Source organism: Neorhizobium sp. P12A (assembly GCF_008365395.1).
Lineage (GTDB): Bacteria > Pseudomonadota > Alphaproteobacteria > Rhizobiales > Rhizobiaceae > Rhizobium.
Genome location: NZ_QOVX01000001.1, coordinates 1,031,803 through 1,057,720 on the forward strand (window position 1 = coordinate 1,031,803; position 25,918 = coordinate 1,057,720).

Genomic DNA, 25,918 nt, shown 5'->3' on the forward strand with positions numbered 1-25,918 from the left:
ATGGTCGGTATAGATCGACGCGCGCCGGGACCGACATCATGACCGCAGACCTTAAAGCCATGCCGACCGACCACCCGCAGATCACCTTCGGCAAGGTCGGCATCCTTCTCGTCAATCTCGGCACGCCCGATGGCACCGATTACGCGTCCATGCGCCGTTACCTGAGGGAATTCCTGACCGACAAGCGTGTCATCGAATGGTCGCCCTGGAAATGGTACCCGATCCTCTTCGGCATCGTCCTCAACACCCGCCCGGGAAAGGTCGGCAAGGCTTACGAGACGATCTGGAACAAGGAAAAGAACGAGAGTTTCCTGCGCACCTTCACCCGCAACCAGTCCGACCTCATGGGCGAACGGCTGACGGACCTGCCAAACGTCGTCGTCGACTGGGCGATGCGCTACGGCCAGCCCTCGATCGCCTCGCGCATCGATGCGCTGAAGGCGGCCGGCTGCAACCGCATCGTCCTCTTCCCGCTCTATCCGCAATATGCGGCTGCGACGACCGCGACGGTCAACGACAAGGCATTCCAGAAATTGATGGCGATGCGCTGGCAGCCGGCAATCCGCACCGTGCCCGAATATCACGATGACGAGACCTATATCGAGGCCCTCGCCAACTCTGTCACCCGGCATCTCGCGACGCTGGATTGGCAGCCGGAAATGCTGCTCGCATCCTTCCACGGCATTCCCATGTCCTACTTCAAGCAGGGCGATCCCTACCATTGCCAGTGCCAGAAGACCGGACGTCTGCTGCGCGAAAGGCTCGGCTTGCCCAAGGAGAAGTTCATGGTGACCTTTCAGTCCCGCTTCGGGCCGGAAGAGTGGCTACAACCTTATACCGACAAGACCGTCGAAAAGCTCGCAAAGGACGGCATCAAGCGCATCGCCGTCATGAACCCCGGCTTCGTCTCCGACTGTCTCGAAACGCTGGAAGAGATCGCCGTCCAGGCGGAAGAGTCCTTCCATCACAATGGCGGCGAGAAATTCGCCCACATCCCCTGCCTCAACGACAGCGAAGACGGCATGCGGGTGTTGGAAAAGGTCGTCCGTCGCGAGCTTCAGGGGTGGGTCTGAGGGCGCACGCCATCTCCGCCTCTTCCCTCGGGGGGCTGAAGGACGGGTTGAGACCCGCTACTCAACCCTGGTTGGGTAGGGTGAGGGGTCCGCATCGCATGCGCTCCCTCCCCTACACAACCCATTCTAACTTTAGATAATTCTTCAGCTTTCTGCCCTAGCGTTAAGCAGTCGTGCTGTATGCGGGGATTTCGGCGATGAGCGTCGTGACATTGGACCATGTAGAGCGCCAGATCGCGCGCGGCTTTCGTCTTCTCCGCTTTTCCCCGGATCTGGAAGCGAGATTCAGCAAGGATTATGCGGCAACGCGCGTACGGCTCTCGGTCATCTGGGGTATCATCGGCACGCTGATCTATGATCTCGTCTATTTCGGCGACCGGACCATGGTGCCTGACGTCTTCGACGATATGGTCAAGGCGCGCTTCCTTGTCTTCACGCCCTTCGTCATTGGCTGCATATTGGCCGTGCGCCGCTGGCCGAATGCGCTCCTCTACGACCTTCTGTCGATCGCGATCGCCGTGCTCGGCGTGACGCTTCCCATGGCCGTCGCCACGGATAGCAGCAGCCACTATCTCTTCGTCTACCAGAACGGCAATTCCGCCGCCTTCCTCTTCTTCGTCATCGCGTTGCGCCCGCGTTTTCCCGCCATACTGGCTGGGTTGACGCTGATGTGCGCTTCGCATTTCGCGATCACGCATCTCACCGGCGCCTTCGATGACGTCACCTATTCGGGCATCGTCACCTTCTACCTGACACTCTCGATCTTCCTGGCGGTCAGCGCCTATTTCCTGGAGCGGACCGATCGGCAGAATTTCCTGAACCAGTTGCGAGGCAGCCTTCTCTACAGCCGGCTCGAACTCAACGCCGAGCACGACGAACTGACGGGACTGTTGAACCGCCGTTCGCTGGCGCGGATCAGCGAAATGCTTTGGCACGAAGCCGGACGACCGTCGACGATCTCGGCCATCCTGCTCGATATCGACCACTTCAAGCTCTTCAATGATTTTCACGGCCATATCGAGGGCGATGCCTGCATTCGCGCCGTCTCGCAATGCATTCGCGAAACAGCCGACGAGGCATCCTTCGTGTTCCGTTTCGGCGGCGAGGAAATACTCGTGCTTTCAGCCGGCCGGGGGCCTCTGCAGGCCCTGGCGATGGCGGAACGTATCCGGACAGCCATCGAACGGCGCGACATCCGCCATCGTGGGCTCGGCGATGGTCGCGTAACCGCGAGCCTGGGCGTCGCCTCCGCCTCACCAGTCGAGATCACTTTTGAAAAGCTGCTGCAGGACGCCGACAAGGCCCTCTACGAAGCAAAGCGCATGGGCAGAAATACCGTCGCGCTCGCCCCTCGACCAGAACCCGGCACGCGAGTGGCCTGATCGTTACGCCCCAAAATCCGGGCTTTAGACGCCCTTTCGATTACCCCAGAGCATGACGTGAAGCTGCGGCAGCACGCGGGCTTCGAACCAGCGGTCTCGCGTCACCTTGTCCACCAGCCAGAGCATGCGCGCCATCAGCCCTTCCATGTCGACATAGGCATCGTCGGCATCCGGCGGCGGAGGCGTGTGGTTGCCCGGCTGCAGGTAGACCGGGTAGCGTGGATGCCTTGCCGCGACAGACTTGGCATAGGCATAATCGGCATCGTCGAAAACGATCATCTTCAACACGATCTCCGGTCCGTCGCCTGCCATCTCGAGACAGTCTGCAAGCGCAGTCCAATCCGTATCCATGCCGCTGGAGGGCGGCTTGGGGCTCAAGACGAGGACGTCAAGATCGGCAAACCAATCGCGCGCGACGGACCCCTGCGTCTCCAATGCGAACCGGTAGCCCTCTTCATGTCCGCGACGGATGAGATCGCCGAAGGGCTGGATGGCCGGATTGCCGCCGGAAAGAGAGACCATCAGCGGCTTGTTGCCGGAAAGGCGCGTTACCTCCGCCCATATGGTCTCGACAGACATCGGCCGCCAGTCGGCACGAAAGCGGGTATCGACCGCATGCATGCTGTCGCACCACGAACAGCGGTAATCACAGCCGCCGGAGCGCACGAAAACGGTCGGCAGGCCGATCAGCACGCCCTCGCCCTGGATCGTCGGACCGAAAATCTCGCTGACGCGGATTTCGCCTTGCCGCTCGCCGCTCATGGCCGGTACTCGGCCCAGGTCTTTGGCGTCTCGCTCACCCGTACCGCGCTGGTCTCCGGCAGCAGTTCCTTGCACCAGTCGTAGAAGTGCTTGGCAAGGCATTCGGCGGTCACCTGCCCGTGTCCAAACACCTCGTTCAGATGCCGGTGGTCGAAGCTGTCATCGATATAGCGCTTCAGCGGCGCCAGCTCGTGATAGTCGCGAACGAAACCGTATTCGTTGAGCCGATCTGCCGAAAGCTCGACTTCGACGACATAATTGTGCCCGTGAAGCCGGGCGCATTGATGATCGGGCGGCAGCGCGGTCAGCTGATGAGACGCCGAGAAATGAAACTCCTTGGTGATCCTGAACATCACTTGACCTCCGTCGCCGAGAAGCCGCTGGTGGCGGCGACCCAGAAATCCGGATCCTCATACTCGGTCGGATCGTCGACACCTGCCAGGTGAAAGGCTTCGCGCCGTTCGACGCAGGTGCCGCAGCGCCCGCAGTGACGCGCGCCACCCTTGTAGCACGACCAGGTCTCGGCAAAGGGCGTCCCGTATTTGGCGCCATCGGTGACGATATCAGCCTTCGAAACCGTGACATATGGCGCAAGCAGGGTCACGTCGGCATAGCCCTCGAGCGCATGCTCCTGCATGGTCCGGAAAGCGTCGATGAAGCCGGGGCGGCAGTCGGGATAGATGAAGTGATCGCCCCCGTGTACGGCGAGCGCTACCGCATCGGCCTTGCGGGCGGCTGCGACGCCGAAGGCGATTGCCAGCATAATGGCATTACGGTTGGGGACGACGGTGACCTTCATCGTCTCCTCGGCATAATGGCCATCGGGGACATCGATTTCGTCGGTCAGGGCCGAACCGCTAAGGCTCGCCCCGATTGCGCTGATATCGACGACCTGGTGGGGAACGCCGAGTCGTTTCGCGCAAGCGGCGGCAAAGTCCAATTCCTTGGCGTGCCGCTGTCCGTAGTCGAAGGAGAGAAGGCTCAGGAGATCGTGCTCGGCCGCGATCCTGTGGGCAAGCGAGACGGAATCCAATCCGCCGGAGCAGATGACGATAGTTTTCATGACTGTGTCCTTGTTTTGACCGGGTAGGCTGCGACCGGATGCGAATGGCGGGGCTAATAGGCCAAAGAGGCAAGATTGTGAAGCGGTGAGATCGGCGATCACTTCAAATTGTAGGGCGCTGGCGGCTTATAGTTGACACACGCTCCTGCGGCCACGCTTTTTATATCCGCGCGTTGCAAATTTCGTGTTAAATCCCCACATCTTAACAAGCGCCATGGCGCAAGGACCGAGGCCGGTCCAGAGGAGATTCGATGCTTTTCAGTGGTTTCGATATCGTTGTAATCGCCTTTGTCGTGCTGGTCATCCTCGTGCTGTTTGCGGGCGTCAAGACGGTACCGCAGGGCTTCCGTTACACGGTCGAACGTTTCGGCCGCTATACCCGCACGCTGGAGCCGGGCCTCAACCTGATCCTCCCCTTCATCGAGCGCACCGGCGCACGCATGAACGTCATGGAGCAGGTACTGAACGTGCCCACCCAGGAGGTCATCACCAAGGACAATGCCAGCGTTTCCGCCGATGCCGTGACCTTCTACCAGGTGCTGAATGCCGCAGAGGCTGCCTATCAGGTATCCCACCTCGAAAACGCCATCCTGAACCTCACCATGACCAATATCCGCTCCGTCATGGGCTCTATGGATCTGGACGAGCTCTTGTCGAACCGCGACACGATCAACGACAGGCTCCTGCGCGTCGTCGATGAGGCGGTCGGACCATGGGGTATCAAGGTTACCCGCGTCGAGATCAAGGACATCCAGCCGCCACGCGATCTCGTCGACGCCATGGCACGCCAGATGAAAGCGGAGCGCGAGAAGCGCGCGCAGGTTCTGGAAGCCGAAGGTTCCCGCAACGCGCAGATCCTTCGTGCCGAAGGCGCAAAGCAGGCCGCGATCCTGCAAGCCGAAGGCCAGCGCGAGGCGGCTTTCCGCAACGCCGAGGCGCGCGAGCGTCTGGCCGAGGCCGAAGCCAAGGCCACCCTCATGGTCTCCGAGGCGATCGCCAGCGGTGACGTGCAGGCCATCAACTATTTCGTGGCGCAGAAATACACCGAGGCGCTGACGGCGATCGGCTCCGCCGGCAATTCCAAGATCGTGCTGATGCCGATGGAGGCCTCGTCCATCCTCGGCTCGCTCGGCGGTATCGGCGCCATTGCCCGCGAGGTTTTCGGCAATGGCGGCAACGACGGCGGAACAGTCCCGCCGGCCCCGCGTCCGCGCCCCTCCGCCCCGCGCAGCACGCCTTCGGTCAATCCGCTTTCATCGCAGGGGAGCTGATCCATGCTGCTGAGCCTGGCCGAGGAACTGGGTCCTTGGAGCTGGTGGGTGGCCGGTCTGGTTCTACTGGCGGCCGAGCTGATCGTCCCCGGCGTCTTCCTCGTGTGGATCGGTCTTGCCGCCATCATCGTCGGCGCGCTGTCTCTAGCGCTATGGGATCAGGCGTTTTGGAGCTGGCAGCTGCAGCTGCTGCTCTTCGCAGCGCTTGCCGTAATCACAGTCGTGCTCGGCCGTCGCTATATCTACCGCAACGACAAGCCATCCGACCAACCCTTCCTGAACCAGCGTGGCGCGAGCCTCGTCGGCCGTACGGCGACGCTGCAGGAACCGATCGCCGAAGGTCGCGGTCGTATCCGTCTCGATGATACGTTCTGGTCAGTCATGGGGCCGGACCTGCCGGCCGGCACGCGCGTCAGGATCGTCGCAAGCAACGGCCGGGATCTGACCGTCGAACCCTTCTGATCAGACGACGCCGATCCGCAGCAGATCGTGGAAATGCACAAGACCGACCGGCCGGTTGTCTTCATCGATCACGATCAGCGCCGAAATATTGTGCCGGTTGAGCACGGCGGCCGCACTGGTCGCAAGCGTGGTCGGCTTCACGATCTTTGGCGTGCGCGTCATGATGTCATCGACATCGAGTTCGGAGAGGTTGCGCGTCAGGTTGCGGGCCATGTCGCCCTCCGTGACGATCCCGCACAGGCGACCGTCGTCGTCCAGCACCGCGACGCAGCCGAAGCGCCCGCGCGAAAGAACCGAGATCGCCTCGGTAAAGGGCGTTCCGTGCTTCACGACAGGAACGCGATCGCCGGTATGCATGATATCGGCAACGTGGGTAAGGGAAGCACCGAGCTTCCCACCGGGATGGAATACATGGAAATCGCCGGCGGTGAAACCGCGAGCTTCCATCAGCGCGATGGCAAGCGCATCGCCCATGGCAAGCTGCATCATCGTCGACGTGGTCGGCGCCAGCCCGTGCGGGCAAGCCTCCTCTTCTTTCGGCAGTACGATAGCAACGTCAGCTTCCCGGCCGAGCGTCGATTTTTCGCCTGATGTAATTGCGACCAGCGGAATTGAAAACCGGCGGGAATAGGAAACGATATTCTTCAGCTCCGCCGTCTCGCCGCTCCAAGACATGGCGATGATGACGTCGTTCTGGGCGATCATGCCGAGATCGCCGTGATTGGCCTCGGCCGAATGCACGAAAAACGCCGGCGTTCCTGTGGAGGCGAAAGTGGCAGCGAGCTTTGCACCGATATGGCCGCTCTTGCCGACGCCCGTTACGATGACCCGGCCCGTGCTATGGCCGATGAGTTCGACGGCGCGATTGAAGGGACCGGCCAGACCATTGGCGAGCGCTCGCTCCAGCGCCTCAAGGCCTCTTCGTTCGGTGGCGATCGTGCGGGTGGCGGAACTGATCACGCCATCTTCAACAAGGTTGACTGCTCTCTTGTTCATGGGCTGAGCGTTAACGCTTTTCACCACCCGAGTCCATCGGGCAATGCACGGAATGATATACACTGCAGACATGATCCCCGACAAATGGGCGAATAGGCACTCTCAACTTTTCGAGATTGCGAAGAAGTGCTCCAGCCCGCATCAATTTCTCAACGATGCGTTAACCACATCGCTTTACGTTCAGGTAACGAATTTGAGAAATGCCGGACGCGAAATTGCATGGGCATGTGGAATGACAGGACGGGTGGACGCCCCTTCCGGCTGACGGCCTGCGCCGCGTCGGCTCTGCTCGGCTGCGGCATTCTTGTCCTGCCGGACGCAGCCCGTTCGCAGTCGCTGTATTCCAATCAATCCGCAACCGACGACAGCAGCCTTTCCGATACACTTCCTGGAAATGCGGCAACGGGCGGCTCCTCTTCGGCCGGCTCCGCCACCTCGACGAAGACCTCGAAGGCGGCGACCCAGAGCACCAGCGATGACAGCAACGCGCCTCTCAATCCCCGTCTGCGGCTGGATGGCACCGACGCGCAAACGACGGGCTCCATCCTCGATGACGATCTGAGGCGCCTCAACGCTCGCGAAACGACCGTCGATAATCTGAACGCCAAGCAGCATCCGGATCGTGACGACGCGCAGGGAATTCCGATTGGAACGTTTACGCTGCGCCCCTCGGTCAACCAGTCGGTCAATTACGAAAAGCAGACCACCGGCTCCGTCGACGACGAGGACCGCTCCTACCTGCAGACCGATCTGAACGGCACCCTGACATCGGACTGGGACCGACATTCGCTGACGATCAAGGGCGATGGCGTCTGGCAGAAGAACATCAGCGGCACGGGCGAAGAGAAGCCGACGGTCGATATCAATGCAGACCTGCGCCTCGATCTTCCATCCGATACCACGGCGCATGTGACCGCCGGCTACCAGTTTTTCCGCGAGGATACCGACGATCCGAACGCGATCGCCAATGCGTCAAAGCAGTCTGCCGTCAATCAGTTCGACGGCGGCTTCTCCATCGAGCGCGATTTCGGCCTGCTGCGCGGCACAACAGCCGTGGCGCTGACCCGCACCATCTATTCCAACGCCACGCTTTCCGATGGAACGGAAGTCAATCTCAGCGACCGCAACCAAACGGCCGGCACCTGGCGAGGCCGCATCGGCTACGAACTCTCCCCGGCGATCATTCCCTTCATCGAGGCCGATCTAGGCCGCACACTCTACGACCAGCACCTCGATTCGGACGGCTACGCCCGTTCAAACCATGGATATGGCGGCAAGGTCGGTGTCGAAGTCGATCTCGGCGAAAAGCTGAAGGGCGAGTTGGGCATCGGCTATCAACGCACCGAGTTCGAGGACTCCCGCCTGGAGGCCATCGATTCGCCGACGATCGACGGCAACATCGCCTGGTCGCCGCAGCGTGGCACCGATGTCAACATCGGCTTCTCCACCAGCGTCGAACCGTCGACAGCGGCAGGCGACAGCGGCTACGTCGCCTATCAGCTGACCAACACCATCAATCATCAACTGCGCGACAACCTGACGGGCAAGCTGACCGGCGGCATCACTTGGCGCGACTATCCTTCGAACAGCACTTTCGATGATGAGACAGTGTACGACATCGGCACCGGCCTTGCCTGGGGCATCAACCGGTACTTCGACCTGACCGGCGACCTCGGCTACGAGCTGACATCGAGAAAGACGGGTGACGACACCCAACAATTCATCGCCGGCATCGGCATTGCCGCCAAGCGGTAGAGCAATTCCAGCGAAAGTGTAGCGCGGTTTTGCGTCTGGAATTGTGCCAAATCAAAGAGATAAAGCATTTCCGTGCTTCGAAGAAAAACGGAAATGCTCCAGGGAAATGCGGCGCCACAAGCGGGGCGCCGCCTAAGAGACGATGGATTACTTCAACGCGTTGAGGAGCGCCTTGAAACCATCTTCGATGGTCGGGCGGATATCCGCGCGCGAGAGCGCGAAGGCGACGTTGGCGAGGATGAAGCCATCCTTGGCGCCGCAGTCGTAGGTCTCGCCCTTGAAGTGATAGCCGGCGAAATCCTGCTCCTTCGCAAGCTTGAGCATGCCGTCGGTCAGCTGGATCTCGTTGCCGGCCCCGCGTTCCTGGGTTTCCAGGATCGAGAAGATTTCCGGCTGCAGGATGTAGCGACCGTTGATGAAGAAGTTCGAGGGCGCGGTACCCTTTGCCGGCTTCTCGACCATCTCGGTAATCTTGAAGCCCGAGCCGACCGTGTCGCCGACGCCGACGATGCCGTACTTGTGCGTCTGTTCCGGATCGCATTCCTCGACGGCGATGACGTTGCCGCCGCTATGCTCGTAGAGCTCGATCATGCCCTTCATGCAGCCCTTTTCGGCGCGCATGACCATGTCGGGCAGAAGCAGCGCGAAAGGCTCATGGCCGACGATCTCGCGGGCGCACCAGACGGCGTGGCCGAGACCGAGCGGCTCCTGCTGGCGCGTAAAGCTCGCTGTGCCGGCCTTTGGGAGCAGGCCGTTCAACAGCGTCAGTTCCGCCTTCTTGTTGCGCTGGCGCAGCGTATGCTCCAGCTCGAACTGGATATCGAAATAGTCTTCGATGACGTGCTTGCTGCGGCCGGTGACGAAGACGAAGTGCTCGATACCGGCTTCCATCGCTTCATCGACCACATACTGAATGACCGGCTTGTCGACGACGGTCAGCATTTCTTTCGGCACGGCCTTTGTCGCGGGCAAGAACCGCGTTCCAAGTCCGGCCACCGGAAATACTGCCTTACGCACCTTACTATGCTTTCCCACACATACCTCCTGGGGCGAATGATTTGCCTTGGCTCAAGGCAAACTGGCTAGTCTCTAGTATAAGTTTGCTACTGTTTTGCAAATGGTGACTGAGCCTGTCTTCCATGGTAAAGAATTTGTTGACTTCGTTTCTGTATTTTCGTGCATGAACCGATGCCTTGTGCATCGCGAACCGACCATCGGACATGACGGATGCGGCTGTGATGATCGAACGCTACAGAACCTCCCTTCGCGGCCTGACGCTGGTGCTTGCTTTCGCTGCCCTCGTTGGACTGACCCCTAATAACGCCAGCGCCGACACCGGGTTCCAAAAGTGGATTTCCGGCTTTTACGACGTTGCCGCCAGAAGCGGGATCACTTCGGCAACCTACCGTAAGGCATTTGCCGGCGTGACGGACCCCGATCCGACGGTCCTGGAAAAAGCGGCATACCAGCCTGAATTCAAGACCCAAATCTGGGACTATATGGACTCCCGCGTCAACCCTTATACCGCTGATGTCGGCCGGAAAATGGCGGCTAAATATGGTTCTACCCTGCGCTCGATCGAGCAGCGGTATGGCGTAGACCGGAATATCCTGCTTGCCATATGGTCGATGGAATCGAATTACGGCACGGTTTTGGCCAAGGACGATCGGCTTCACTACGTGCCGCGCGCGCTGGCAACGCTTGCCTATGCCGATCCCAGGCGCGCCGGCTATGCTAAAAAGCAGCTGATTGCCGCGCTGAAGATGCTGCAGGAAGGCGACGTTTCGGCAGAAGGACTGACAGGCTCCTGGGCAGGCGCCATGGGGCATACGCAGTTCATCCCGACAAGCTACCTGCTCTATGCCGTCGACGCCGATGGCAACGGTCGCGCCGACATCTGGAATTCCGTGCCGGATGCACTTGCGACCTCCGCCAATCTTCTCATGAAGAACGGCTGGCAAGGCGGCAGGACCTGGGGTTACGAAGTCGTGGTGCCGAAGGGCGGCAGCGCCCAGATCGGCAAGACCCGCACCTTGGCGCAATGGGCCGCCCTTGGATTTTCCCGGCCGAACGGCAAGAGCTTCCGCCTCGGCACCGACCGCGCGCAATTGAAGATGCCGGGCGGCCCGAATGGACCCGGTTTCCTGATGACGGCCAATTTCTTCGCGATAAAGCGCTACAATGCGTCCGACAGCTATGCGCTCGCGGTCGGCGTGCTGGCCGACGAAATCGCAGGCTTTGGCGGCATGCAGCAGGCATGGCCGCGCCCGGACGGCACGCTCGATATCAAGGAAAAATTCGAGCTGCAGACGCGCCTGAAGACGCTGGGCTATTACGACGGCACCGTGGACGGCAATTTCGGATCAGGCTCGAAGGCAGCCATCGAGGCCGTCCAGCAGCGCATGGGCATGAATGCCGACGGCGAACCGTCAAAGGACTTGCTGAACGCACTGCGCAAATAGACCGATCGGACCATTTGGCGGCTGGACGGAATCGCCCGCTCCATGAGAAAATGGGCTCAAATCGGAAAGCGGCCGAATGAATAACCAGTCCTCCCGCATGACAAGAGTGGCCGCCGCAAGAGCGATCGTTGCGGCCCTGCTTGCTCTGTGTTTTGCATTTGTCGGACTGGCAACGCCGGTAGAGGCGCAGCAACCGCAACAACAGCGCCGCACCTTGCTTGAAATGTTGTTTGGCCGCCGCGTGCAGCAGCCGTACTATTATACTCCCGCTCAACCGGCGCCCCGGCGTATAGCCCGCCCGCCGCGCAAGAAGGCAGCGCCGGCCTCCCCGCCCCGGCAGGTGGTCATGCAGCCCGACGAACCGCCTGCGGCGGAAAAGCTGGATACAGCCCAAAAGATCCTTGTCGTCGGCGATTTCCTTGCGGGCGGTCTCGGCAGCGGACTGGATGACGCCTTCTCGAACTCCCCCGGCGTCGTGATCGATACGCGCGGCAATGTCGCCTCGGGGCTCGTTCGCCAGGACTATTACAACTGGCCGCAGCAACTGCCGCAAATGATCGATCAGGTGAAACCGGCGATCGTGGTCGTCATGATCGGCTCCAACGACCGCCAGCAGATGATCGGCGATGGCCTGAACGAAAAATTCGGCACTGACGCCTGGTACATGGCCTATGAGGAGCGCGTGCAGGACTTCGCCAAGCTTGTGACGGACCGGCATATCCCATTGCTATGGGTCGGCCTGCCATCCTTCGGGTCCGATTCGATGACCGCGGATGTCGTCAAGCTGAACCAGATCTACCAGAGCAAGGTGACGAGCATTGGCGGCGAATTCATCAATATCTGGGACGGCTTCACCGATGAGAACGGAGACTTCGTCATAACCGGCTCCGATATCAACGGCCAGCAGGTGCGGCTGCGAACCGCTGATGGTATCAACATGACGGCCGCCGGTCGGCGTAAGGTCGCCTTCTATGTCGAAAAATCCGCACGTCGGCTGCTCGGCGATCAGGCAAGCCCCGACATTACGCGGCTGGATACGGACAACGCTGCGATAAACGCCGATTTGCCACCGTCTGAGGTCAATCAACCGCTGCGTACTCAGCCGATCAGCTTGTCGGATCCTAACCTCGACGGCGGAGCGGAACTCTTGGGCGCAGCAATCTCTCCTGCTTCTTCGACGCAATCGCCGCGCGATCTCCTGGTCGAAAAAGGAGAGATGGCCCCCGCCCCCGCCGGCCGTGTCGACGATTACCGGTTGAAGCGAGCGTCGCCATAAGAACGGTTGGCATCCAATGAAAAAGGCCGCAACCGCGGCCCTTTCCCTATTACTCTCAGAGACTGCATTTATTGCGGAAGAAGGCTTGCGCCCATCAGTTCTTCATCGATAGCACGGGCCGCCTGACGGCCCTCGCGGATCGCCCAGACGACCAGCGACTGACCGCGACGCACGTCGCCGGCGGTCCAGAGCTTGTCCACCGAGGTCTTGTAGTCCTTTTCGTTGGCGACGACATTGGTCGAGCCACGCTTGTCCGTATTCAGCGTCAGCTTGCCTTCGAGTTCCTTCAGCACGCTGTTGTTGAACGGGCCGCGGAAGCCGATGGCGATGAAGGCGAGATCGGCGCGAATGATGAATTCCGTGCCCTGGACGGGGCGGCGGCGCTCATCCACTTCGCAGCACTTCACGCCGGTCAGGATCCCGTCTTCGCCGATGAATTCCAGCGTCGCAACCTGGAATTCGCGCACGGCGCCCTCCGCTTGGCTGGAAGAGGTGCGCATCTTGGTTGCCCAGAACGGCCAGACGGCGAGCTTGTCTTCCTTCTCCGGCGGCTGCGGGCGGATGTCGAGCTGCGTGACCTTGACCGCACCCTGGCGGAACGCGGTGCCGACGCAGTCCGATGCCGTATCGCCACCACCGACGACGACGATATGCTTGGCTCCGGCAAGGATCGGATCGGCGGCCCAGCCGACGCTGTCGATATTCTCGCGGCCGACGCGCTTGTTCTGCTGCACGAGATAGGGCATCGCGTCATGCACGCCGAAGAGATCGGTGCCCGGGATGCCGGCCTCGCGCGGGGTTTCCGAGCCGCCGCAATAGAGCACGGCATCGTGCCCCGCCAGAAGCTCCTCGACCTTCAGATCGACGCCGACATTGACGCCGTAGTGGAAGGTGACGCCCTCGCCCTTCATCTGCTCGACGCGGCGGTCGATGAAGTTCTTCTCCATCTTGAAGTCGGGGATACCGTAGCGCAGCAGGCCGCCGGCCTTGCTCTCGCGCTCGTAGAGATGGACTTCATGACCGGCGCGGCCGAGCTGCTGCGCAGCCGCCATGCCGGCGGGGCCGGAACCGATAATGGCAACCTTCTTGCCAGTATGCACCGTTGCTGGCTCCGGCCGGATGAAGCCGAGCTCATAGGCCTTGTCGGCAATCGCCTGCTCGACGGTCTTGATGGCGACAGGCGCATCCTCAAGGTTCAGCGTGCAGGCTTCCTCGCAGGGCGCCGGGCAGACGCGACCGGTAAACTCCGGGAAGTTGTTGGTCGAATGCAGGTTCTGAATCGCCGCTTCCCAGTTGTTATTGTAGACGAGGTCGTTCCAATCAGGAATCTGGTTATGCACCGGGCAGCCGGTCGGACCGTGGCAATAGGGGATGCCACAGTCCATGCAGCGCGCGGCCTGTTTCTGTACTTCCGGGTCCGACATAGGAATCGTGAATTCACGGAAATGGCGGATGCGATCGGAGGCCGGCTGATACTTCGCCACCTGCCGGTCGATTTCCAGGAAACCTGTTACCTTGCCCATGCTGTCTTCCCTTACTACTGTCATGACCGCCTCTTCCTCAGCGCAGCCAGTTTTCAACCTTTAATCCCGGCACGCGGGAAAATTCGCCCTCATTGGCCGTCACCAGCACCGCATCGAGTGCCAGCGCATGCCCTGCTATCAGCATATCCATCTGGCCGATCTTTCGGCCTATTCCTTCCAGCGCCGCACGAATAACGGCGTAATGTTCATCAGCTGGCCCTTCGAATTTCTCGACGGGAAACACATCGAGCATTTCCACCAGCCTTTTTGCCAGCCTCTTCGACTGGCTCTTCGCGATACCGAAACGAATTTCGGAAACGACGAGAATGCTGGTAAAAACAAGGTCCTCACCAACTTGCGCAATCCGCTGAACTACCCGTCCCTGCGGATTGTGCATGACGTCCGAAACGATATTGGTATCGAGCAGATACCTCACTTTTCGTCAATTCCACCAAGATCGACAGGCTCCGGCGGATAGTCCTCGATTTCAGGTAGCCGATCCTCTTCACCAAGCGGCTCAAGCGTGGCCAGCACCTCAAGCAGAGATTTCCGCTTGAGCGGATGAACAATCAGGTCGCCCTTCTCAGTCATCCGGATCTCGACCCTGTCCGCATCGAATTCGAACTCTCTTGGAATTCTGATCGCCCTGCTCCGACCATTATTGAATACCTGGGCGATTTTGATGACTTCGGAATGTTCGTTCATCGCAACCTCCATACTGTGATATGACGTGTCATATCACAGTATTTTTCCAAACCCAACTTACTCGGCCGCGACACCCATCCGGCTGCGCTCCATCTCCTCAAGGGCACGGCGGTATTCGACCGGCATGACCTTGCGGAATTTCGGACGGTAGTCAGCCCAGGCATCCAGGATCTCCTTGGCCCGGGTCGAGCCCGTGTAATGGAGATGGTTGGAGATCAGCTGGTAGAGCCGTTCCTCGTCGTGACGGGTCATGTCACCCGATACGTCGACGCGGCCCTTGTGCATGAGGTCGCCGCCGTGATGGTGCAGCTTCTCCAGCATGTCGTCCTCTTCTGGAACCGGCTCGAGCTCGACCATCGCCATGTTGCAGCGCTTGGCGAAATCGCCTTGCTCATCGAGCACATAGGCGACGCCGCCCGACATGCCAGCCGCAAAATTGCGTCCCGTCCCGCCGAGCACGACGACCACGCCGCCAGTCATGTATTCGCAGCCATGGTCGCCAACGCCCTCGACGACAGCGATCGCGCCGGAGTTACGAACGGCAAAACGCTCGCCGGCAACGCCGCGGAAGTAGCATTCGCCCTCGGTCGCGCCGTAAAGAACGGTATTGCCGACGATGATCGAGTTCTCGGCAACGATCTGCGAATTCTCCGGCGGACGGATGACGATCTTGCCGCCCGACAGGCCCTTGCCAACATAGTCGTTGCCGTCACCGATCAGGGTGAAGGTGACGCCACGCGCAAGGAACGCGCCGAAGGACTGGCCGGCCGTACCCGTCAGCGTGACGTTGATCGTGTCTTCGCGCAGCCCCTTGTGATTGAAGCGCTTGGCGACTTCGCCCGACAGCATCGCGCCGGCCGAACGGTCGACATTCTTGATGTCGACGTCGATCGAGACTTTCTGCCGCGCCGTCAGGGCGGGCTCGGCCTGCTCGATCATCTTGCGGTCGAGAATGTCGTGGATCGGATGGTTCTGGCGCGTCGTCCAGTAGGTGGCTTCCTTCGGTGCCTCGACCTTGTGGAAGATGCGGCCGAAGTCGAGCCCCCTCGCCTTCCAGTGGGCAAGCATGTCGTCCTTCTCCAGAAGCTCGGCAGCGCCGATGACGTCGTCGAGCCTGGTGAAGCCGAGCGAGGCGAGAATTTCCCGGACCTCGTTGGCAACGAAGAAGAAGTAGTTGACGACGTGCTCCGGCGTTCCCTTGAAGCGCTTGCGCAGGACAGGATCCTGGGTCGCAACGCCAACCGGACAGGTGTTCAGGTGGCACTTGCGCATCATGATGCAGCCGGCCGCAATCAGCGGCGCGGTGGCAAAGCCGAACTCGTCCGCACCGAGAAGCGCGCCGATGATGACGTCGCGGCCAGTCTTCAGACCGCCGTCGACCTGCAGGGCGACGCGCGAGCGCAAGCCGTTCAGGACAAGCGTCTGCTGGGTTTCGGCAAGGCCGATTTCCCATGGGCTGCCGGCATGCTTCAGCGAGGTGAGCGGCGAAGCGCCCGTGCCGCCGTCGAAACCTGACACGGTGATATGGTCGGCGCGCGCCTTGGCGACACCGGCGGCAACCGTGCCGACGCCGACTTCCGAGACGAGCTTCACCGAGACATCTGATGTCGGGTTGACGTTCTTCAGGTCGTAGATCAGCTGTGCCAGATCCTCGATCGAATAGATGTCGTGATGCGGCGGCGGCGAAATCAGACCGACACCCGGGGTCGAGTGGCGGGTCTTGGCAACGGTTGCATCGACCTTATGGCCGGGCAGCTGTCCGCCTTCACCGGGCTTGGCGCCCTGCGCGACCTTGATCTGCAGCACATCGGCATTGACGAGATATTCGGTCGTCACTCCGAAGCGGCCCGAAGCGATCTGCTTGATCGCAGAGCGCTCGGGGTTCTGCGAACCGTCCGGCAGCGGCATGTAGCGATCGCTTTCCTCGCCGCCCTCGCCGGTGTTCGACTTGCCGCCGATCCGGTTCATCGCCATAGCCAGCGTCGTATGCGCTTCTCTGGAGATGGAACCGAAGGACATGGCGCCCGTTGAGAAACGCTTGACGATATCGGCAGCCGGCTCGACCTCATCGAGCGAAACCGGCTTGCGGCTGAGTTGCTCCGCACTCTTGATCCTGAACAGGCCGCGGATGGTGTTCATCCGTAGCGCCGAGGTGTTCACCATTTCCGAGAATTCGCGGTAGCGATCCTCTGCATTGCCGCGGACGGCATGCTGCAGGGCTGCAACCGCATCCGGCGTCCAGGCATGGCTCTCGCCGCGCATGCGGTAGGCATATTCGCCACCGATATCGAGCGTGCTTGCCAGCAGCGGATCGCGCCCGAAGGCGGACTTGTGGCGAGCGACGGTCTCGTCGGCGATTTCTTCCAAGCCGACGCCTTCGATCATCGTCGCCGTACCGAAGAAATACTTGGCGACGAATTCCGATTGCAGGCCGATCGCATCGAAGATCTGCGCGCCGCAATAGGACTGGTAGGTCGAGATGCCCATCTTGGACATGACCTTGAGGATGCCTTTGCCGACCGCCTTGATGTAGCGGTAGACGACTTCGCTCGCGTCCACTTCCCTCGGGAATTCGCCCTTGGCATGCATGTCGAGCAGCGTGTCGAAGGCGAGATAGGGGTTGATCGCCTCAGCGCCGTAGCCGGCGAGCAGGCAGAAATGATGCACTTCACGCGGCTCGCCGGTTTCGACGACGAGACCGACCGAAGTGCGAAGCCCCTTGCGGATCAGGTGATGGTGGACGGCAGCCGTCGCCAGAAGCGCCGGGATCGCGATGCGATCCGGCCCGATCTGGCGGTCGGAGAGCACGATGATGTTGTAACCGCCCTTGACTGCCGCTTCCGCGCGCTCGCAGAGCCGGTCGAGCATATCGGGCATGCCTTCGGCACCGCGCTCGACATCATAGGTGAAGTCGAGCGTCTTGGTGTCGAAACGGTCTTCCGTGTGGCCGATGGAGCGGATCTTTTCGAGATCGCCATTGGTCAGGATCGGCTGGCGCACTTCAAGACGCTTGGCGTTGGCCGCACCCTCGTGGTCGAGAATGTTCGGACGCGGGCCGATGAAGGAGACAAGGCTCATGACGAGTTCTTCGCGGATCGGGTCGATCGGCGGGTTCGTCACCTGCGCAAAGTTCTGCTTGAAGTAGGTGTAGAGCAGCTTCGACTTATCCGACATGGCCGAGATCGGCGTATCGGTGCCCATCGAGCCGATCGCTTCCTGGCCGGTCGTCGCCATCGGCGACATCAGGATGCGGGTGTCTTCCAGCGTGTAGCCGAATGCCTGCTGGCGATCGAGCAGCGAAACGTCACGGCGCAGAGCGCGTGGCTCGACCGGCTTGAGATCTTCAAGGATAAGCTGCGTGCGATCCAGCCAGTTGCGATAGGGATGCTTGGTCGCAAGCTCCGACTTCACTTCGTCGTCGGAGACGATGCGGCCCTTTTCCATGTCGATAAGCAGCATCTTGCCCGGCTGCAGACGCCACTTCCGGATGATGTTTTCTTCCGGCACAGGCAGCGTACCGGCTTCCGACGCCAGGATGACGCGGTCATCATTGGTGACGAGATAGCGTGCCGGACGAAGGCCGTTGCGGTCGAGGGTAGCGCCGATCTGCTTGCCGTCGGTGAAGGCAACAGCAGCCGGTCCGTCCCACGGCTCCATCAGGGCGGCATGATATTCGTAGAACGCCTTGCGATCTGCCGCCATCGACTGGTTGCCGGCCCAGGCTTCCGGGATCAGCATCATCACGGCATGGGCGAGCGAATAGCCGCCGCGCTGCAGGAATTCGAGCGCGTTGTCGAAGCAGGCGGTGTCCGACTGGCCTTCGTAAGAGATGGGCCACAGCTTCGAGATGTCGTCGCCGAAGAGCGGCGAGGACACGGATGCCTGGCGCGCCGCCATCCAGTTGACGTTGCCGCGCAGCGTGTTGATTTCGCCGTTATGAGCGACCATGCGGTAGGGATGCGCCAACTTCCAGGACGGGAAGGTGTTGGTCGAGAAACGCTGATGCACAAGGGCAACGGCCGACTCGAAGCGCGGATCCGCCAGGTCCTTATAATAGGCGCCGACCTGGTAGGCGAGGAACATGCCCTTGTAGACGATCGTCCTGCTCGACAGCGAGACAGGATAAAAGCCGCTCTCTTCGCCCTCATACTCATCATAGATACGGTTTGAGATCACCTTGCGAAGGGTGAACAGCCGACGCTCGAATTCGTCCTCGGTCGCAGCATGGCTGCCCGCACCGATGAAGACCTGCACATGATGCGGCTCGGTGGCGGCAATATCGGGCGCCTTTGACAGCGAGGAATTGTCGACCGGCACCTCGCGGAAGCCGAGGAACACCTGGCCTTCCTCCGCGATTACATCCTTGATCGTCTTCTTGAAATGCTCGATCAGCTTTTCGTCCTGCGGCAGGAAGAAGTGACCGACGCCATATTCGCCGACCTTCGGCAGGATGACGCCCTGCGTCGCCATCTCTTCGCGGAAGAAGCGGTCCGGGATTTGCACTAGAATGCCCGCGCCATCGCCCATCAGTGGATCGGCCCCGACAGCACCGCGATGCGTCAGGTTTTCCAGGATGAACAGGCCGTCAGCCACGATCTGGTGCGACTTCTTGCCCTTCATATGCGCGACGAAGCCGACGCCGCAGGCGTCATGTTCGTTGCGCGGATCGTAAAGGCCCTGTTTCGGCGGAAGACCCACGGCGGCGCGTTTCGACGTATTGGCCGTTGCCTTGGCCTCTACGGCGGCAATCTGGTCAAAAGTCATGGACGGCGTCCTGTTCGTCATCGTCTTTCCTCCGATAGGCCCGCGTCGCGGGCGACCCTTCTCTCGCGTCGCACCGGCTGTTCCGGATGCGGCGCGCGGGACAGCGCTGTTGCATTGTGAAGATACGTCCGCAAACGGTCACTCGTGGCGGAGCATCACCGTCGGCGTTCCGCGCCTGCTACCTGCTCACCGCCGCTCTGCCCTTGCGGCAGCGCTCGCGAGAACTATAGCGTGAAATCCCGTCATCTCCAGGGTTTTCAGCGCATCTTCGGCCTCAACGGCCAAAATAGGACAGCAACCCTGTCCTAATTCATCAGTTCTATGCCAGAAAGCATTCTCCTTCGCAAGAGGTTAGCGGCAAAATATCTGCCCTTAACGACGGAAGATTGCCGATTGCATCAAAATCCGGAAATAAAGTTTCGCCACAGTGGACCATTTTGTTTGTTGATTGCGTAGTTCAATTTCTGTGATGGATCGCACCCACCCTCGGGCTTGACCCATAGGGGCGTTGGACTAATGTCCGCCCCATCGCTTTAACCTTCAATTTTTCCCTGGTTCATCACATGTTCTTTGCCTCCGACAACTGGGCCGGCGCCCATTCCAAAATCGCAGAACGCCTCGTCAAGGAAGCCGGCGGCTTTGCGGCCGCCTACGGCACCAGCGATCTGGATCGCAAGGTCGAAGCCCGCTTTGCCGAGATCTTCGAGCGCGAGGTCGCCGTCTTCTTCGTTGCAACGGGAACGGCCGCCAACTCGCTGTCGCTCGCAAGCGTCCAGAAGCCCGGCGGCATCAGCTTTTGCCATACCGAGGCGCATGTCGCCGAGGATGAATGCGGTGCTCCCGACTTCTTCAGCGGCGCGCGGCTGGCGACAGTCGACGGCGCAGCCGGCAAGATCGATCCCAAGGCGCTCGCCACCAAGGTCGCCCGTTTTCCGCAGGACGCCGTCCATCATGGCCGCGCGGCGGCCGTGACCATTACCCAGGCAACCGAGATCGGCACCATCTACTCGCTGGCCGAGATCGACGCCATTTCCGCGATCTGCAAGGCAAACGGCCTGCCGTTGCACATGGATGGCGCACGCTTTGCCAACGCGCTCGTCGCGCTCGATGCAACGCCGGCCGAAATGACCTGGAAGCGCGGCGTCGACATCCTCTCCTTCGGCGGCACGAAGAACGGCTGCTGGTGCGCCGAGGCTATCGTCTTCTTCAATCCTGAGATGGCCAAGGAAATGGCCTTCATCCGCAAGCGCGCCGCCCAGCTCTTCTCCAAGTCGCGTTTCATCGCCGCCCAGTTCGATGGCTACTTCGAGGACGGCCTCTGGCTCAACCTTGCCCGCCATTCCAACGCCATGGCCGATAAGCTCCGTGCCGGCATCGAATCCGCCGCCGGTGCCAAGCTCGCCTGGCAGACGGCATCGAACGAAGTCTTCGCCATCATTCCCAAGTCGGCAGCGAAAACCGCCGAAGACAAGGGCGCGAAATTCTACGAATGGCCGATCCCGGAAAAGCAGCCGGACCTGGTCACCCCCGACGAAACCCTGATCCGCCTCGTGACAAGTTTTGCGACGACCGATGCTGATGTCGAAGGCTTCCTAGGCTGCCTGGCGGGCTGACGAAATCTTCAGGATAAATCGGGCATGTCGGGTCACGTCATGCCCTTTCGTTCGAGGCTGCTGCTCAATCTTAGAGAGAACAGAACACCAGCAAACGCAACCTATGCGATAATTTAAACGTGACTTTACCGCACCGTTAACGTTTTTCGCCTAAGTCGAATGCGTTGGGAGTAAGTCATGTCCGAACTCGAGCGATCAAGATATCTGCTTTGGAGCCTTGTCGCACTGGCCTATGCAATCGCATTTCCCCTCGCATGGTCGGTCGGGATGCGGATCGACTATGACGACTTTACCGGCAAGCTGTTGGCGACGCTGGGATTTCTCGCAATCGTCGGCGGATGGTGCGGATACCGGCGAATGCTGAGGCTGCGGGTAATGGTCGAAACCATTTGTGCAGGCCTTCTTCTGAGCTTGCCCGGCATGATGTTTGTTTATCTCTCCATGCGCCTGGACATGCCGCTCGCCGACCATTTCCTGGCAGCGATCGATCGCGGTCTTGGCGTCGACTGGCCGTCCATGATCGGCTTTGTCGATAGGCATGCTCTGCTGGCTCGGATTTTGATGCTGGCCTACACGAGCTTCAGTTTCCAGTTGCTGACTGTGCCGTACTTGCTTTCGATCTTCGGCCGAACGACACGCGCATACCGCATGGTCTTCGCGTATGGCGCGATGATCTTCATATCCGCCGTGTTCGCCAGCGCATTTCCGGCATTTGGAACTGTAGCGACCTACCCGCTGGATACGTCCAAACTACAGAACCTGAACCCTTACTTTTGGAGCGACTTCGTTCCGCAGTTGCATGCGATCAGAGAAGATCCGAATTTCATCTTCAGGCTGACAGAAACAAAAGGCATCCTGACCTTCCCGTCGGGACATGCGGCAGTAGCTGCGATCTGTGCCTGGGCAATGTGGGACCTGAAACCTCTTCGCTATCCTGCTCTTCTGCTGAATGTACTCATGGCGGTATCCGCTTTCACTATCGCCAATCACTACGTGATAGATGTCTTTGCTGGCTTCGGGGTAGCGGCCATTTGCATTGGGCTCGCCTGTTTCCTGACGAAGGCGAGATCGGCGAAATCCTTGCCTGCGGAAGCGGCCATGACCGTCTAGGGCGTCGGCTACCCTACCCCGCCCGCAAATCCCTGATCTTCGCGAGAATATCCTCCGACAGCGCGCTGACGAGAAGCTGATCGGCGCCCTTGCGCGGCACCAGCACGAATTCGACATCCTCGAGCGGCGGCAGCCACTCCGTTCCGATCTCCTCCAGCCCCGTCGGTGCCATGCTGCGCGGCTGCACCAGCACGCCCATCCCCGCGCGAGCGGCTGCCGTAAGCCCGCTCAGGCTGCCGCAGGTGCACACGATCCGCCATGGCACGCCCTGACGGCGCAGCGCCTCGAGCGCAATGGCGCGGGTGACGCTCGGCGCCGGAAACGCAATCAGCGGCAGCGGCGCGGCGGAGGAACGGATGAGTTCGGGATCGCGGGCAAGCCAGACCAGTGGCTCGCGATAGACCAGACGCCCGCGCGTGTCCCCGAGCCGGCGCTTGGCAAGGACAAGGTCGAGTTCGCCATTATCCTGCATCTCATAAAGTATGCCGCTCAGCGATACCGTCAGTTCCAGATCGACCGACGGATGCGAGCGCACGAATTCCTCCAGCACATCGGGCAGCTGGCTGGTGACGAAATCCTCCGAAACCCCGAGCCGCAGCGTGCCGCGCAGGCTGTTATCGGCAAACAGCGACTGCACCTGCCCCTGGATCGACAGCATCGCCCGCGCGTGCCCGAGCAGCGCCTCGCCATCGCCGGTCAGCACCACGCGATGCGTGTCGCGCGCGAGAAGCTTGCGACCGAGCGTGGCCTCGAGCCGTTGGATATGCTGGCTGACCGTCGATTGACCGAGGCCAAGCCGCTCGGCGGCCAAAGTGAAACTTCCCATTTGTTCGACGGCGACGAAGCTCTGCAACTGCGTGAGATCCAGCATGAGGCATCCACCTTCTTGATAACTGTTATTCCTTGCATCGTGGATCGCGATAGCGGTAAGAGCAAGGCGATATTTTATGCGACCGGGATAGGCATCATGCGCCGCTTTCTACCAGACACTTTCACCATGCTGCTCGTACTTACTGTACTCACGGCATCCTTCTTCCCCGTGCAGGGTTCCGCCGCGCATTACTTCGGTATTGCAACAGACTTTGCCATCGGGCTTCTCTTCTTCCTGCATGGCGCGCGCCTGTCCCGGGATGTCGTCATCGCAGGCGCTCTGCACTGGCGGCTGCATCTCATCATCCTGCTGACGACATTCGGCATTTTCCCGTTGCTCGGTCTTGGCATGGGCGTGCTGGTGCCGACCGTGCTGCCGCAGACGCTCTATACCGGCATCCTGTTCCTCTGCGTGCTGCCGTCGACAGTACAGTCCTCGATCGCCTTTACCTCGATCGCCGGCGGCAATGTGCCCGCTGCGATCTGCGCGGCATCGGCCTCCAATATCTTCGGCATGTTCCTGACGCCCCTGCTCGTCGGCCTGCTCTTCTCCGTCGGCGGCCATGGTGGCGGCTTCTCCTGGAGCGTGCTGGAACAGATCATGGAACAGCTGCTCGCCCCCTTCATCCTCGGCCAGATCCTCCAGCCCTGGATCGGCAACTGGATACGCTCCAAGAAGAAGATCCTGATGCCGGTCGACCGCGGCTCGATCCTGATGGTGGTCTATTCCGCATTCAGCGAGGCCGTCGTCGAAGGCCTGTGGCACACCTTTTCCATAGGCGACATTGCAACCGTGATCATCGCCAACATGGTCCTCTTGGCGCTCGTTCTCTGCATCACCATGTTCGGCAGCCGCGCCCTCGGCTTCTCGCGCGCTGACGAGATCACCATCACCTTCTGCGGATCGAAGAAGAGTCTCGCAAGCGGCGTACCGATGGCAAGCGTCATCTTTGCCGGCCAGAGCATCGGCGCAATCGTGCTGCCCCTGATGCTGTTCCACCAGATCCAGCTGATGGCCTGCGCCGTCATTGCCCAGAAATATGCGGATGCGGCAAACCGGAAGACGGCCCAGAAGGAAGCGGAAGCGCAGCGCCTGCAGAAAACCGCGGATGCGACGACCCCCGGCTGAAACCAGAGCCGATCACACCTGGAATAATGACATGAAAAAAGGCGGCGTCCCATCTGGAACGCCGCCTTTCCATTACCCGGAAATCGGGAAAATTAGCTGTTGATCACCTGGGCTTCGATAGCCTTGGGAGCCTCGACCGGCTCAGCGGCAATCGTGATCTTGCGCGGCTTCATGGCTTCCGGAATGTTGCGAAGCAAGTCGATGTGCAGCAGGCCGTTCTTCAGGGAAGCAGCCTGGACTTCGACATGGTCGGCAAGCTGGAAGCGGCGCTCGAAGGCGCGCTTGGCGATGCCGCGATAGAGATATTCGCTGTTCTGGGTGCCCTCGTCGCTCTTTTCGCCCTTGACCGTCAGGACATGGGCATGGGCTTCAAGGGAGAGTTCCTTCTCGTCGAAACCGGCAACCGCCATGGTGATACGGTAGGTGTTTTCACCGGTGCGCTCGATATTATAGGGGGGATAGGTCTGGGCCTGATCGGGCTGGGCCAGACTGTCGAGCATGGTGAAGAGGCGGTCGTAACCGACGGTGGAACGATAAAGGGGAGAGAAGTCTACGTGACGCATGGTGTCCTCCTGTGAGCGACTGTTTGCGATACTGATATTACCCCTGAGACCCCTGTTGCGGCGGCCCCGGGACGGTTCCGCGGACCCTTTCGGCGTCCGCAAAAGGGAGATGGTGATGGGGCCGGCGCAGTTCAAGAGCCCGCGATTTGACGCGAATTTGCGCGTGAACGACAGATGAACGCCCGGTTCTGCGGCCGTTCAGGCGACGGGCGGTAGCCTGCTTTCTATCGGATGGACAACCGTCCGATGACTGAAGCGTATCGTCCCTTCTTCTTCAGTCCTACTCGGCCGGCCTGCGGACCTCTACAGCCCGTATGCCGGCCTTTTTTCTCAAATAATCTAGGCTCAGGACTCACAACGGAGTGGCCAAATAGGAGGATGGCGGCGAGGGTGATGCGCCCATAAAGGCGTTGGCGCAGCGATCGCAGCGGGTGTGAATGCATTACCCTGTCCCAGCAAAAAACTGCTTGACAATTAAAAGACGACTGGTCATATATAAACCATCGAAACGCAAACACCAACCTTAAAGCTTAGCTATGCCGAGACCAGCCAATCCAGAAACCCGATCCCGCCTCCTGGAAAAGGGGGGAGACCTCGTCAGCACCCTCGGCTTCAATGCCACCGGCGTGCAGGAGATTACGGCGGCGGCCGGTGTACCCAAAGGGTCGTTCTACAATTATTTCGAAAGCAAGGAGGCTTTTGCTGTTGAAGTGCTGACCGAGTATTGGGATTCATTGATTGCTACCTACAGCCCGATTTTGACCGATCACAACATGACGCCGCTCGCGCGTATCGCATGCTATTTCGCGGGCCTGGCAGAGTTTCACGGGCGCCGCGGTTACGCGGTTGGTTGTCTGATCGGGAATATGGCGCTCGAGGTCACGCCGTCGAGCGAGCAAGTACGCATTAAGCTGGCCGCAATCTACCGCCAATGGACGGCCTCGCTCACTGAATGCCTCGGGGAAGCCCAGGCCCAGGGCGAATTGCCGGCTGGAAAGGAGCCAGGACAGGTCGCCGTCGCGTTGATCGACGCGTTCGAAGGCGCGGTCACGCGCGCCAAAGTCGAACGTAACCGGTCGCCGTTCGACAGCTTTGAAGGTTTCGTTTTGCCTGCCCTTGTGGCCTGAATAATTTTTGGC

At 60.5% G+C, this 25,918-nt stretch carries 22 protein-coding genes; 11 read left to right on the top strand and 11 right to left on the bottom strand.

The window, feature by feature from the left end:
- Window positions 1–38 precede the first annotated feature (38 nt).
- Entirely contained in the window at window positions 39–1,073 is a 1,035-nt protein-coding gene (hemH, locus tag DTW90_RS04955; protein WP_149336741.1) for a ferrochelatase, read from the top strand.
- Between the two features lie 197 nt (window positions 1,074–1,270).
- On the top strand, window positions 1,271–2,455 hold the full coding sequence (locus tag DTW90_RS04960) for a GGDEF domain-containing protein (protein ID WP_149336743.1): 1,185 nt from the start codon (window positions 1,271–1,273) through the stop codon (window positions 2,453–2,455).
- A gap of 24 nt (window positions 2,456–2,479) precedes the next feature.
- On the opposite strand, the gene queE is transcribed toward DTW90_RS04960, so the two are convergent.
- From queE to queC, 3 genes are read right to left on the bottom strand one after another with little or no spacing between them, the layout of a single operon-like run.
- Complete coding sequence (queE, locus tag DTW90_RS04965; RefSeq protein ID WP_149336745.1) at window positions 2,480–3,217, bottom strand: 7-carboxy-7-deazaguanine synthase QueE; 738 nt, start codon at window positions 3,215–3,217, stop codon at window positions 2,480–2,482.
- Window positions 3,214–3,570, bottom strand: a complete 357-nt coding sequence (gene queD, locus DTW90_RS04970; protein ID WP_132518153.1) for a 6-carboxytetrahydropterin synthase QueD — start codon at window positions 3,568–3,570, stop codon at window positions 3,214–3,216. Before queD ends, queE begins: the two co-directional genes overlap by 4 nt.
- A complete protein-coding gene (gene queC, locus DTW90_RS04975) occupies window positions 3,570–4,280 on the bottom strand; it encodes a 7-cyano-7-deazaguanine synthase QueC (protein WP_149336747.1) in 711 nt (236 codons plus the stop codon). The genes queD and queC overlap by 1 nt, the downstream gene beginning before the upstream one ends.
- A gap of 251 nt (window positions 4,281–4,531) precedes the next feature.
- Between queC and DTW90_RS04980 the strand changes: the two genes are divergently transcribed.
- Window positions 4,532–5,551, top strand: coding sequence for an SPFH domain-containing protein (locus tag DTW90_RS04980; protein ID WP_149336749.1), 1,020 nt, complete (start codon window positions 4,532–4,534; stop codon window positions 5,549–5,551).
- A 3-nt stretch (window positions 5,552–5,554) separates the two neighbouring features.
- Window positions 5,555–6,013, top strand: coding sequence for an NfeD family protein (locus DTW90_RS04985; RefSeq protein WP_149336751.1), 459 nt, complete (start codon window positions 5,555–5,557; stop codon window positions 6,011–6,013).
- On the opposite strand, the gene DTW90_RS04990 is transcribed toward DTW90_RS04985, so the two are convergent.
- The gene (locus DTW90_RS04990) at window positions 6,014–7,009 is read right to left on the bottom strand and encodes a KpsF/GutQ family sugar-phosphate isomerase (protein ID WP_149336753.1); all 996 of its coding nucleotides are present in this window, start codon (window positions 7,007–7,009) and stop codon (window positions 6,014–6,016) included.
- A 219-nt stretch (window positions 7,010–7,228) separates the two neighbouring features.
- On the opposite strand from DTW90_RS04990, the gene DTW90_RS04995 reads away from it, so the two are divergent.
- Window positions 7,229–8,764 (top strand): outer membrane beta-barrel protein, encoded by a 1,536-nt coding sequence (locus tag DTW90_RS04995; protein WP_149336755.1) that lies wholly within the window; start codon window positions 7,229–7,231, stop codon window positions 8,762–8,764.
- Window positions 8,765–8,911: 147 nt separating this feature from the next.
- Here the strand turns inward: DTW90_RS04995 and galU are convergent, their stop codons facing one another.
- Window positions 8,912–9,799 (bottom strand): UTP--glucose-1-phosphate uridylyltransferase GalU, encoded by an 888-nt coding sequence (galU, locus tag DTW90_RS05000; protein ID WP_132518142.1) that lies wholly within the window; start codon window positions 9,797–9,799, stop codon window positions 8,912–8,914.
- Window positions 9,800–10,002: 203 nt separating this feature from the next.
- Here galU and DTW90_RS05005 point away from each other — a divergent pair, with 203 nt between their 5' ends.
- Together DTW90_RS05005 and DTW90_RS05010 are read left to right on the top strand one after the other, a co-directional pair.
- A complete protein-coding gene (locus tag DTW90_RS05005; protein WP_149336757.1) occupies window positions 10,003–11,226 on the top strand; it encodes a lytic murein transglycosylase in 1,224 nt (407 codons plus the stop codon).
- 76 nt (window positions 11,227–11,302) lie between these two features.
- Window positions 11,303–12,502: a DUF459 domain-containing protein gene (locus DTW90_RS05010; RefSeq protein ID WP_149336759.1), complete on the top strand. Its 1,200-nt coding sequence runs from the start codon at window positions 11,303–11,305 to the stop codon at window positions 12,500–12,502.
- Window positions 12,503–12,570: 68 nt separating this feature from the next.
- Here DTW90_RS05010 and DTW90_RS05015 read toward each other — a convergent pair whose 3' ends face one another.
- Genes DTW90_RS05015 through gltB form a run of 4 tightly spaced genes read right to left on the bottom strand, consistent with a single transcriptional unit; the run spans window position 12,571 to window position 19,515 of the window.
- Complete coding sequence (locus DTW90_RS05015) at window positions 12,571–14,025, bottom strand: glutamate synthase subunit beta (protein ID WP_149337056.1); 1,455 nt, start codon at window positions 14,023–14,025, stop codon at window positions 12,571–12,573.
- Between the two features lie 37 nt (window positions 14,026–14,062).
- Complete coding sequence (locus DTW90_RS05020; RefSeq protein ID WP_149336761.1) at window positions 14,063–14,461, bottom strand: type II toxin-antitoxin system VapC family toxin; 399 nt, start codon at window positions 14,459–14,461, stop codon at window positions 14,063–14,065.
- The gene (locus tag DTW90_RS05025) at window positions 14,458–14,730 is read right to left on the bottom strand and encodes an AbrB/MazE/SpoVT family DNA-binding domain-containing protein (protein WP_132518134.1); all 273 of its coding nucleotides are present in this window, start codon (window positions 14,728–14,730) and stop codon (window positions 14,458–14,460) included. Before DTW90_RS05025 ends, DTW90_RS05020 begins: the two co-directional genes overlap by 4 nt.
- A 57-nt stretch (window positions 14,731–14,787) precedes the next feature.
- Entirely contained in the window at window positions 14,788–19,515 is a 4,728-nt protein-coding gene (gene gltB / locus DTW90_RS05030; protein ID WP_149336765.1) for a glutamate synthase large subunit, read from the bottom strand.
- Window positions 19,516–20,057: 542 nt separating this feature from the next.
- Here gltB and DTW90_RS05035 point away from each other — a divergent pair.
- Window positions 20,058–21,107, top strand: coding sequence for a low specificity L-threonine aldolase (locus tag DTW90_RS05035; RefSeq protein ID WP_149336767.1), 1,050 nt, complete (start codon window positions 20,058–20,060; stop codon window positions 21,105–21,107).
- Window positions 21,108–21,482: 375 nt separating this feature from the next.
- Complete coding sequence (locus DTW90_RS05040; protein WP_188079872.1) at window positions 21,483–22,217, top strand: phosphatase PAP2 family protein; 735 nt, start codon at window positions 21,483–21,485, stop codon at window positions 22,215–22,217.
- 13 nt (window positions 22,218–22,230) lie between these two features.
- Here the strand turns inward: DTW90_RS05040 and DTW90_RS05045 are convergent, their stop codons facing one another.
- Window positions 22,231–23,088, bottom strand: a complete 858-nt coding sequence (locus tag DTW90_RS05045) for a LysR substrate-binding domain-containing protein (RefSeq protein WP_132518128.1) — start codon at window positions 23,086–23,088, stop codon at window positions 22,231–22,233.
- 96 nt (window positions 23,089–23,184) lie between these two features.
- On the opposite strand from DTW90_RS05045, the gene DTW90_RS05050 reads away from it, so the two are divergent.
- Window positions 23,185–24,216 carry a bile acid:sodium symporter family protein gene (locus tag DTW90_RS05050; RefSeq protein WP_149336771.1) on the top strand — a complete coding sequence of 344 codons (1,032 nt, stop codon included), beginning with the start codon at window positions 23,185–23,187 and terminating at the stop codon, window positions 24,214–24,216.
- 92 nt (window positions 24,217–24,308) lie between these two features.
- Here the strand turns inward: DTW90_RS05050 and DTW90_RS05055 are convergent, their stop codons facing one another.
- Window positions 24,309–24,779 carry an Hsp20 family protein gene (locus DTW90_RS05055; protein ID WP_132518120.1) on the bottom strand — a complete coding sequence of 157 codons (471 nt, stop codon included), beginning with the start codon at window positions 24,777–24,779 and terminating at the stop codon, window positions 24,309–24,311.
- 536 nt (window positions 24,780–25,315) lie between these two features.
- On the opposite strand from DTW90_RS05055, the gene DTW90_RS05060 reads away from it, so the two are divergent.
- Complete coding sequence (locus DTW90_RS05060; protein WP_149336772.1) at window positions 25,316–25,906, top strand: TetR/AcrR family transcriptional regulator; 591 nt, start codon at window positions 25,316–25,318, stop codon at window positions 25,904–25,906.
- The last annotated feature ends 12 nt before the right edge of the window (window positions 25,907–25,918 follow it).

Coding starts and splice junctions, on each gene's coding strand:
- hemH (WP_149336741.1), top strand. CDS start 39: ATGACCGCAGACCTTAAAGCCATGCCGACCGACCACCCGCAGATCACC.
- DTW90_RS04960 (WP_149336743.1), top strand. CDS start 1,271: ATGAGCGTCGTGACATTGGACCATGTAGAGCGCCAGATCGCGCGCGGC.
- queE (WP_149336745.1), bottom strand. CDS start 3,217: ATGAGCGGCGAGCGGCAAGGCGAAATCCGCGTCAGCGAGATTTTCGGT.
- queD (WP_132518153.1), bottom strand. CDS start 3,570: ATGTTCAGGATCACCAAGGAGTTTCATTTCTCGGCGTCTCATCAGCTG.
- queC (WP_149336747.1), bottom strand. CDS start 4,280: ATGAAAACTATCGTCATCTGCTCCGGCGGATTGGATTCCGTCTCGCTT.
- DTW90_RS04980 (WP_149336749.1), top strand. CDS start 4,532: ATGCTTTTCAGTGGTTTCGATATCGTTGTAATCGCCTTTGTCGTGCTG.
- DTW90_RS04985 (WP_149336751.1), top strand. CDS start 5,555: ATGCTGCTGAGCCTGGCCGAGGAACTGGGTCCTTGGAGCTGGTGGGTG.
- DTW90_RS04990 (WP_149336753.1), bottom strand. CDS start 7,009: ATGAACAAGAGAGCAGTCAACCTTGTTGAAGATGGCGTGATCAGTTCC.
- DTW90_RS04995 (WP_149336755.1), top strand. CDS start 7,229: ATGGGCATGTGGAATGACAGGACGGGTGGACGCCCCTTCCGGCTGACG.
- DTW90_RS05005 (WP_149336757.1), top strand. CDS start 10,003: ATGATCGAACGCTACAGAACCTCCCTTCGCGGCCTGACGCTGGTGCTT.
- DTW90_RS05010 (WP_149336759.1), top strand. CDS start 11,303: ATGAATAACCAGTCCTCCCGCATGACAAGAGTGGCCGCCGCAAGAGCG.
- DTW90_RS05015 (WP_149337056.1), bottom strand. CDS start 14,025: ATGGGCAAGGTAACAGGTTTCCTGGAAATCGACCGGCAGGTGGCGAAG.
- DTW90_RS05025 (WP_132518134.1), bottom strand. CDS start 14,730: ATGAACGAACATTCCGAAGTCATCAAAATCGCCCAGGTATTCAATAAT.
- gltB (WP_149336765.1), bottom strand. CDS start 19,515: ATGACGAACAGGACGCCGTCCATGACTTTTGACCAGATTGCCGCCGTA.
- DTW90_RS05035 (WP_149336767.1), top strand. CDS start 20,058: ATGTTCTTTGCCTCCGACAACTGGGCCGGCGCCCATTCCAAAATCGCA.
- DTW90_RS05040 (WP_188079872.1), top strand. CDS start 21,483: ATGGTCGAAACCATTTGTGCAGGCCTTCTTCTGAGCTTGCCCGGCATG.
- DTW90_RS05045 (WP_132518128.1), bottom strand. CDS start 23,088: ATGCTGGATCTCACGCAGTTGCAGAGCTTCGTCGCCGTCGAACAAATG.
- DTW90_RS05050 (WP_149336771.1), top strand. CDS start 23,185: ATGCGCCGCTTTCTACCAGACACTTTCACCATGCTGCTCGTACTTACT.
- DTW90_RS05055 (WP_132518120.1), bottom strand. CDS start 24,779: ATGCGTCACGTAGACTTCTCTCCCCTTTATCGTTCCACCGTCGGTTAC.
- DTW90_RS05060 (WP_149336772.1), top strand. CDS start 25,316: ATGCCGAGACCAGCCAATCCAGAAACCCGATCCCGCCTCCTGGAAAAG.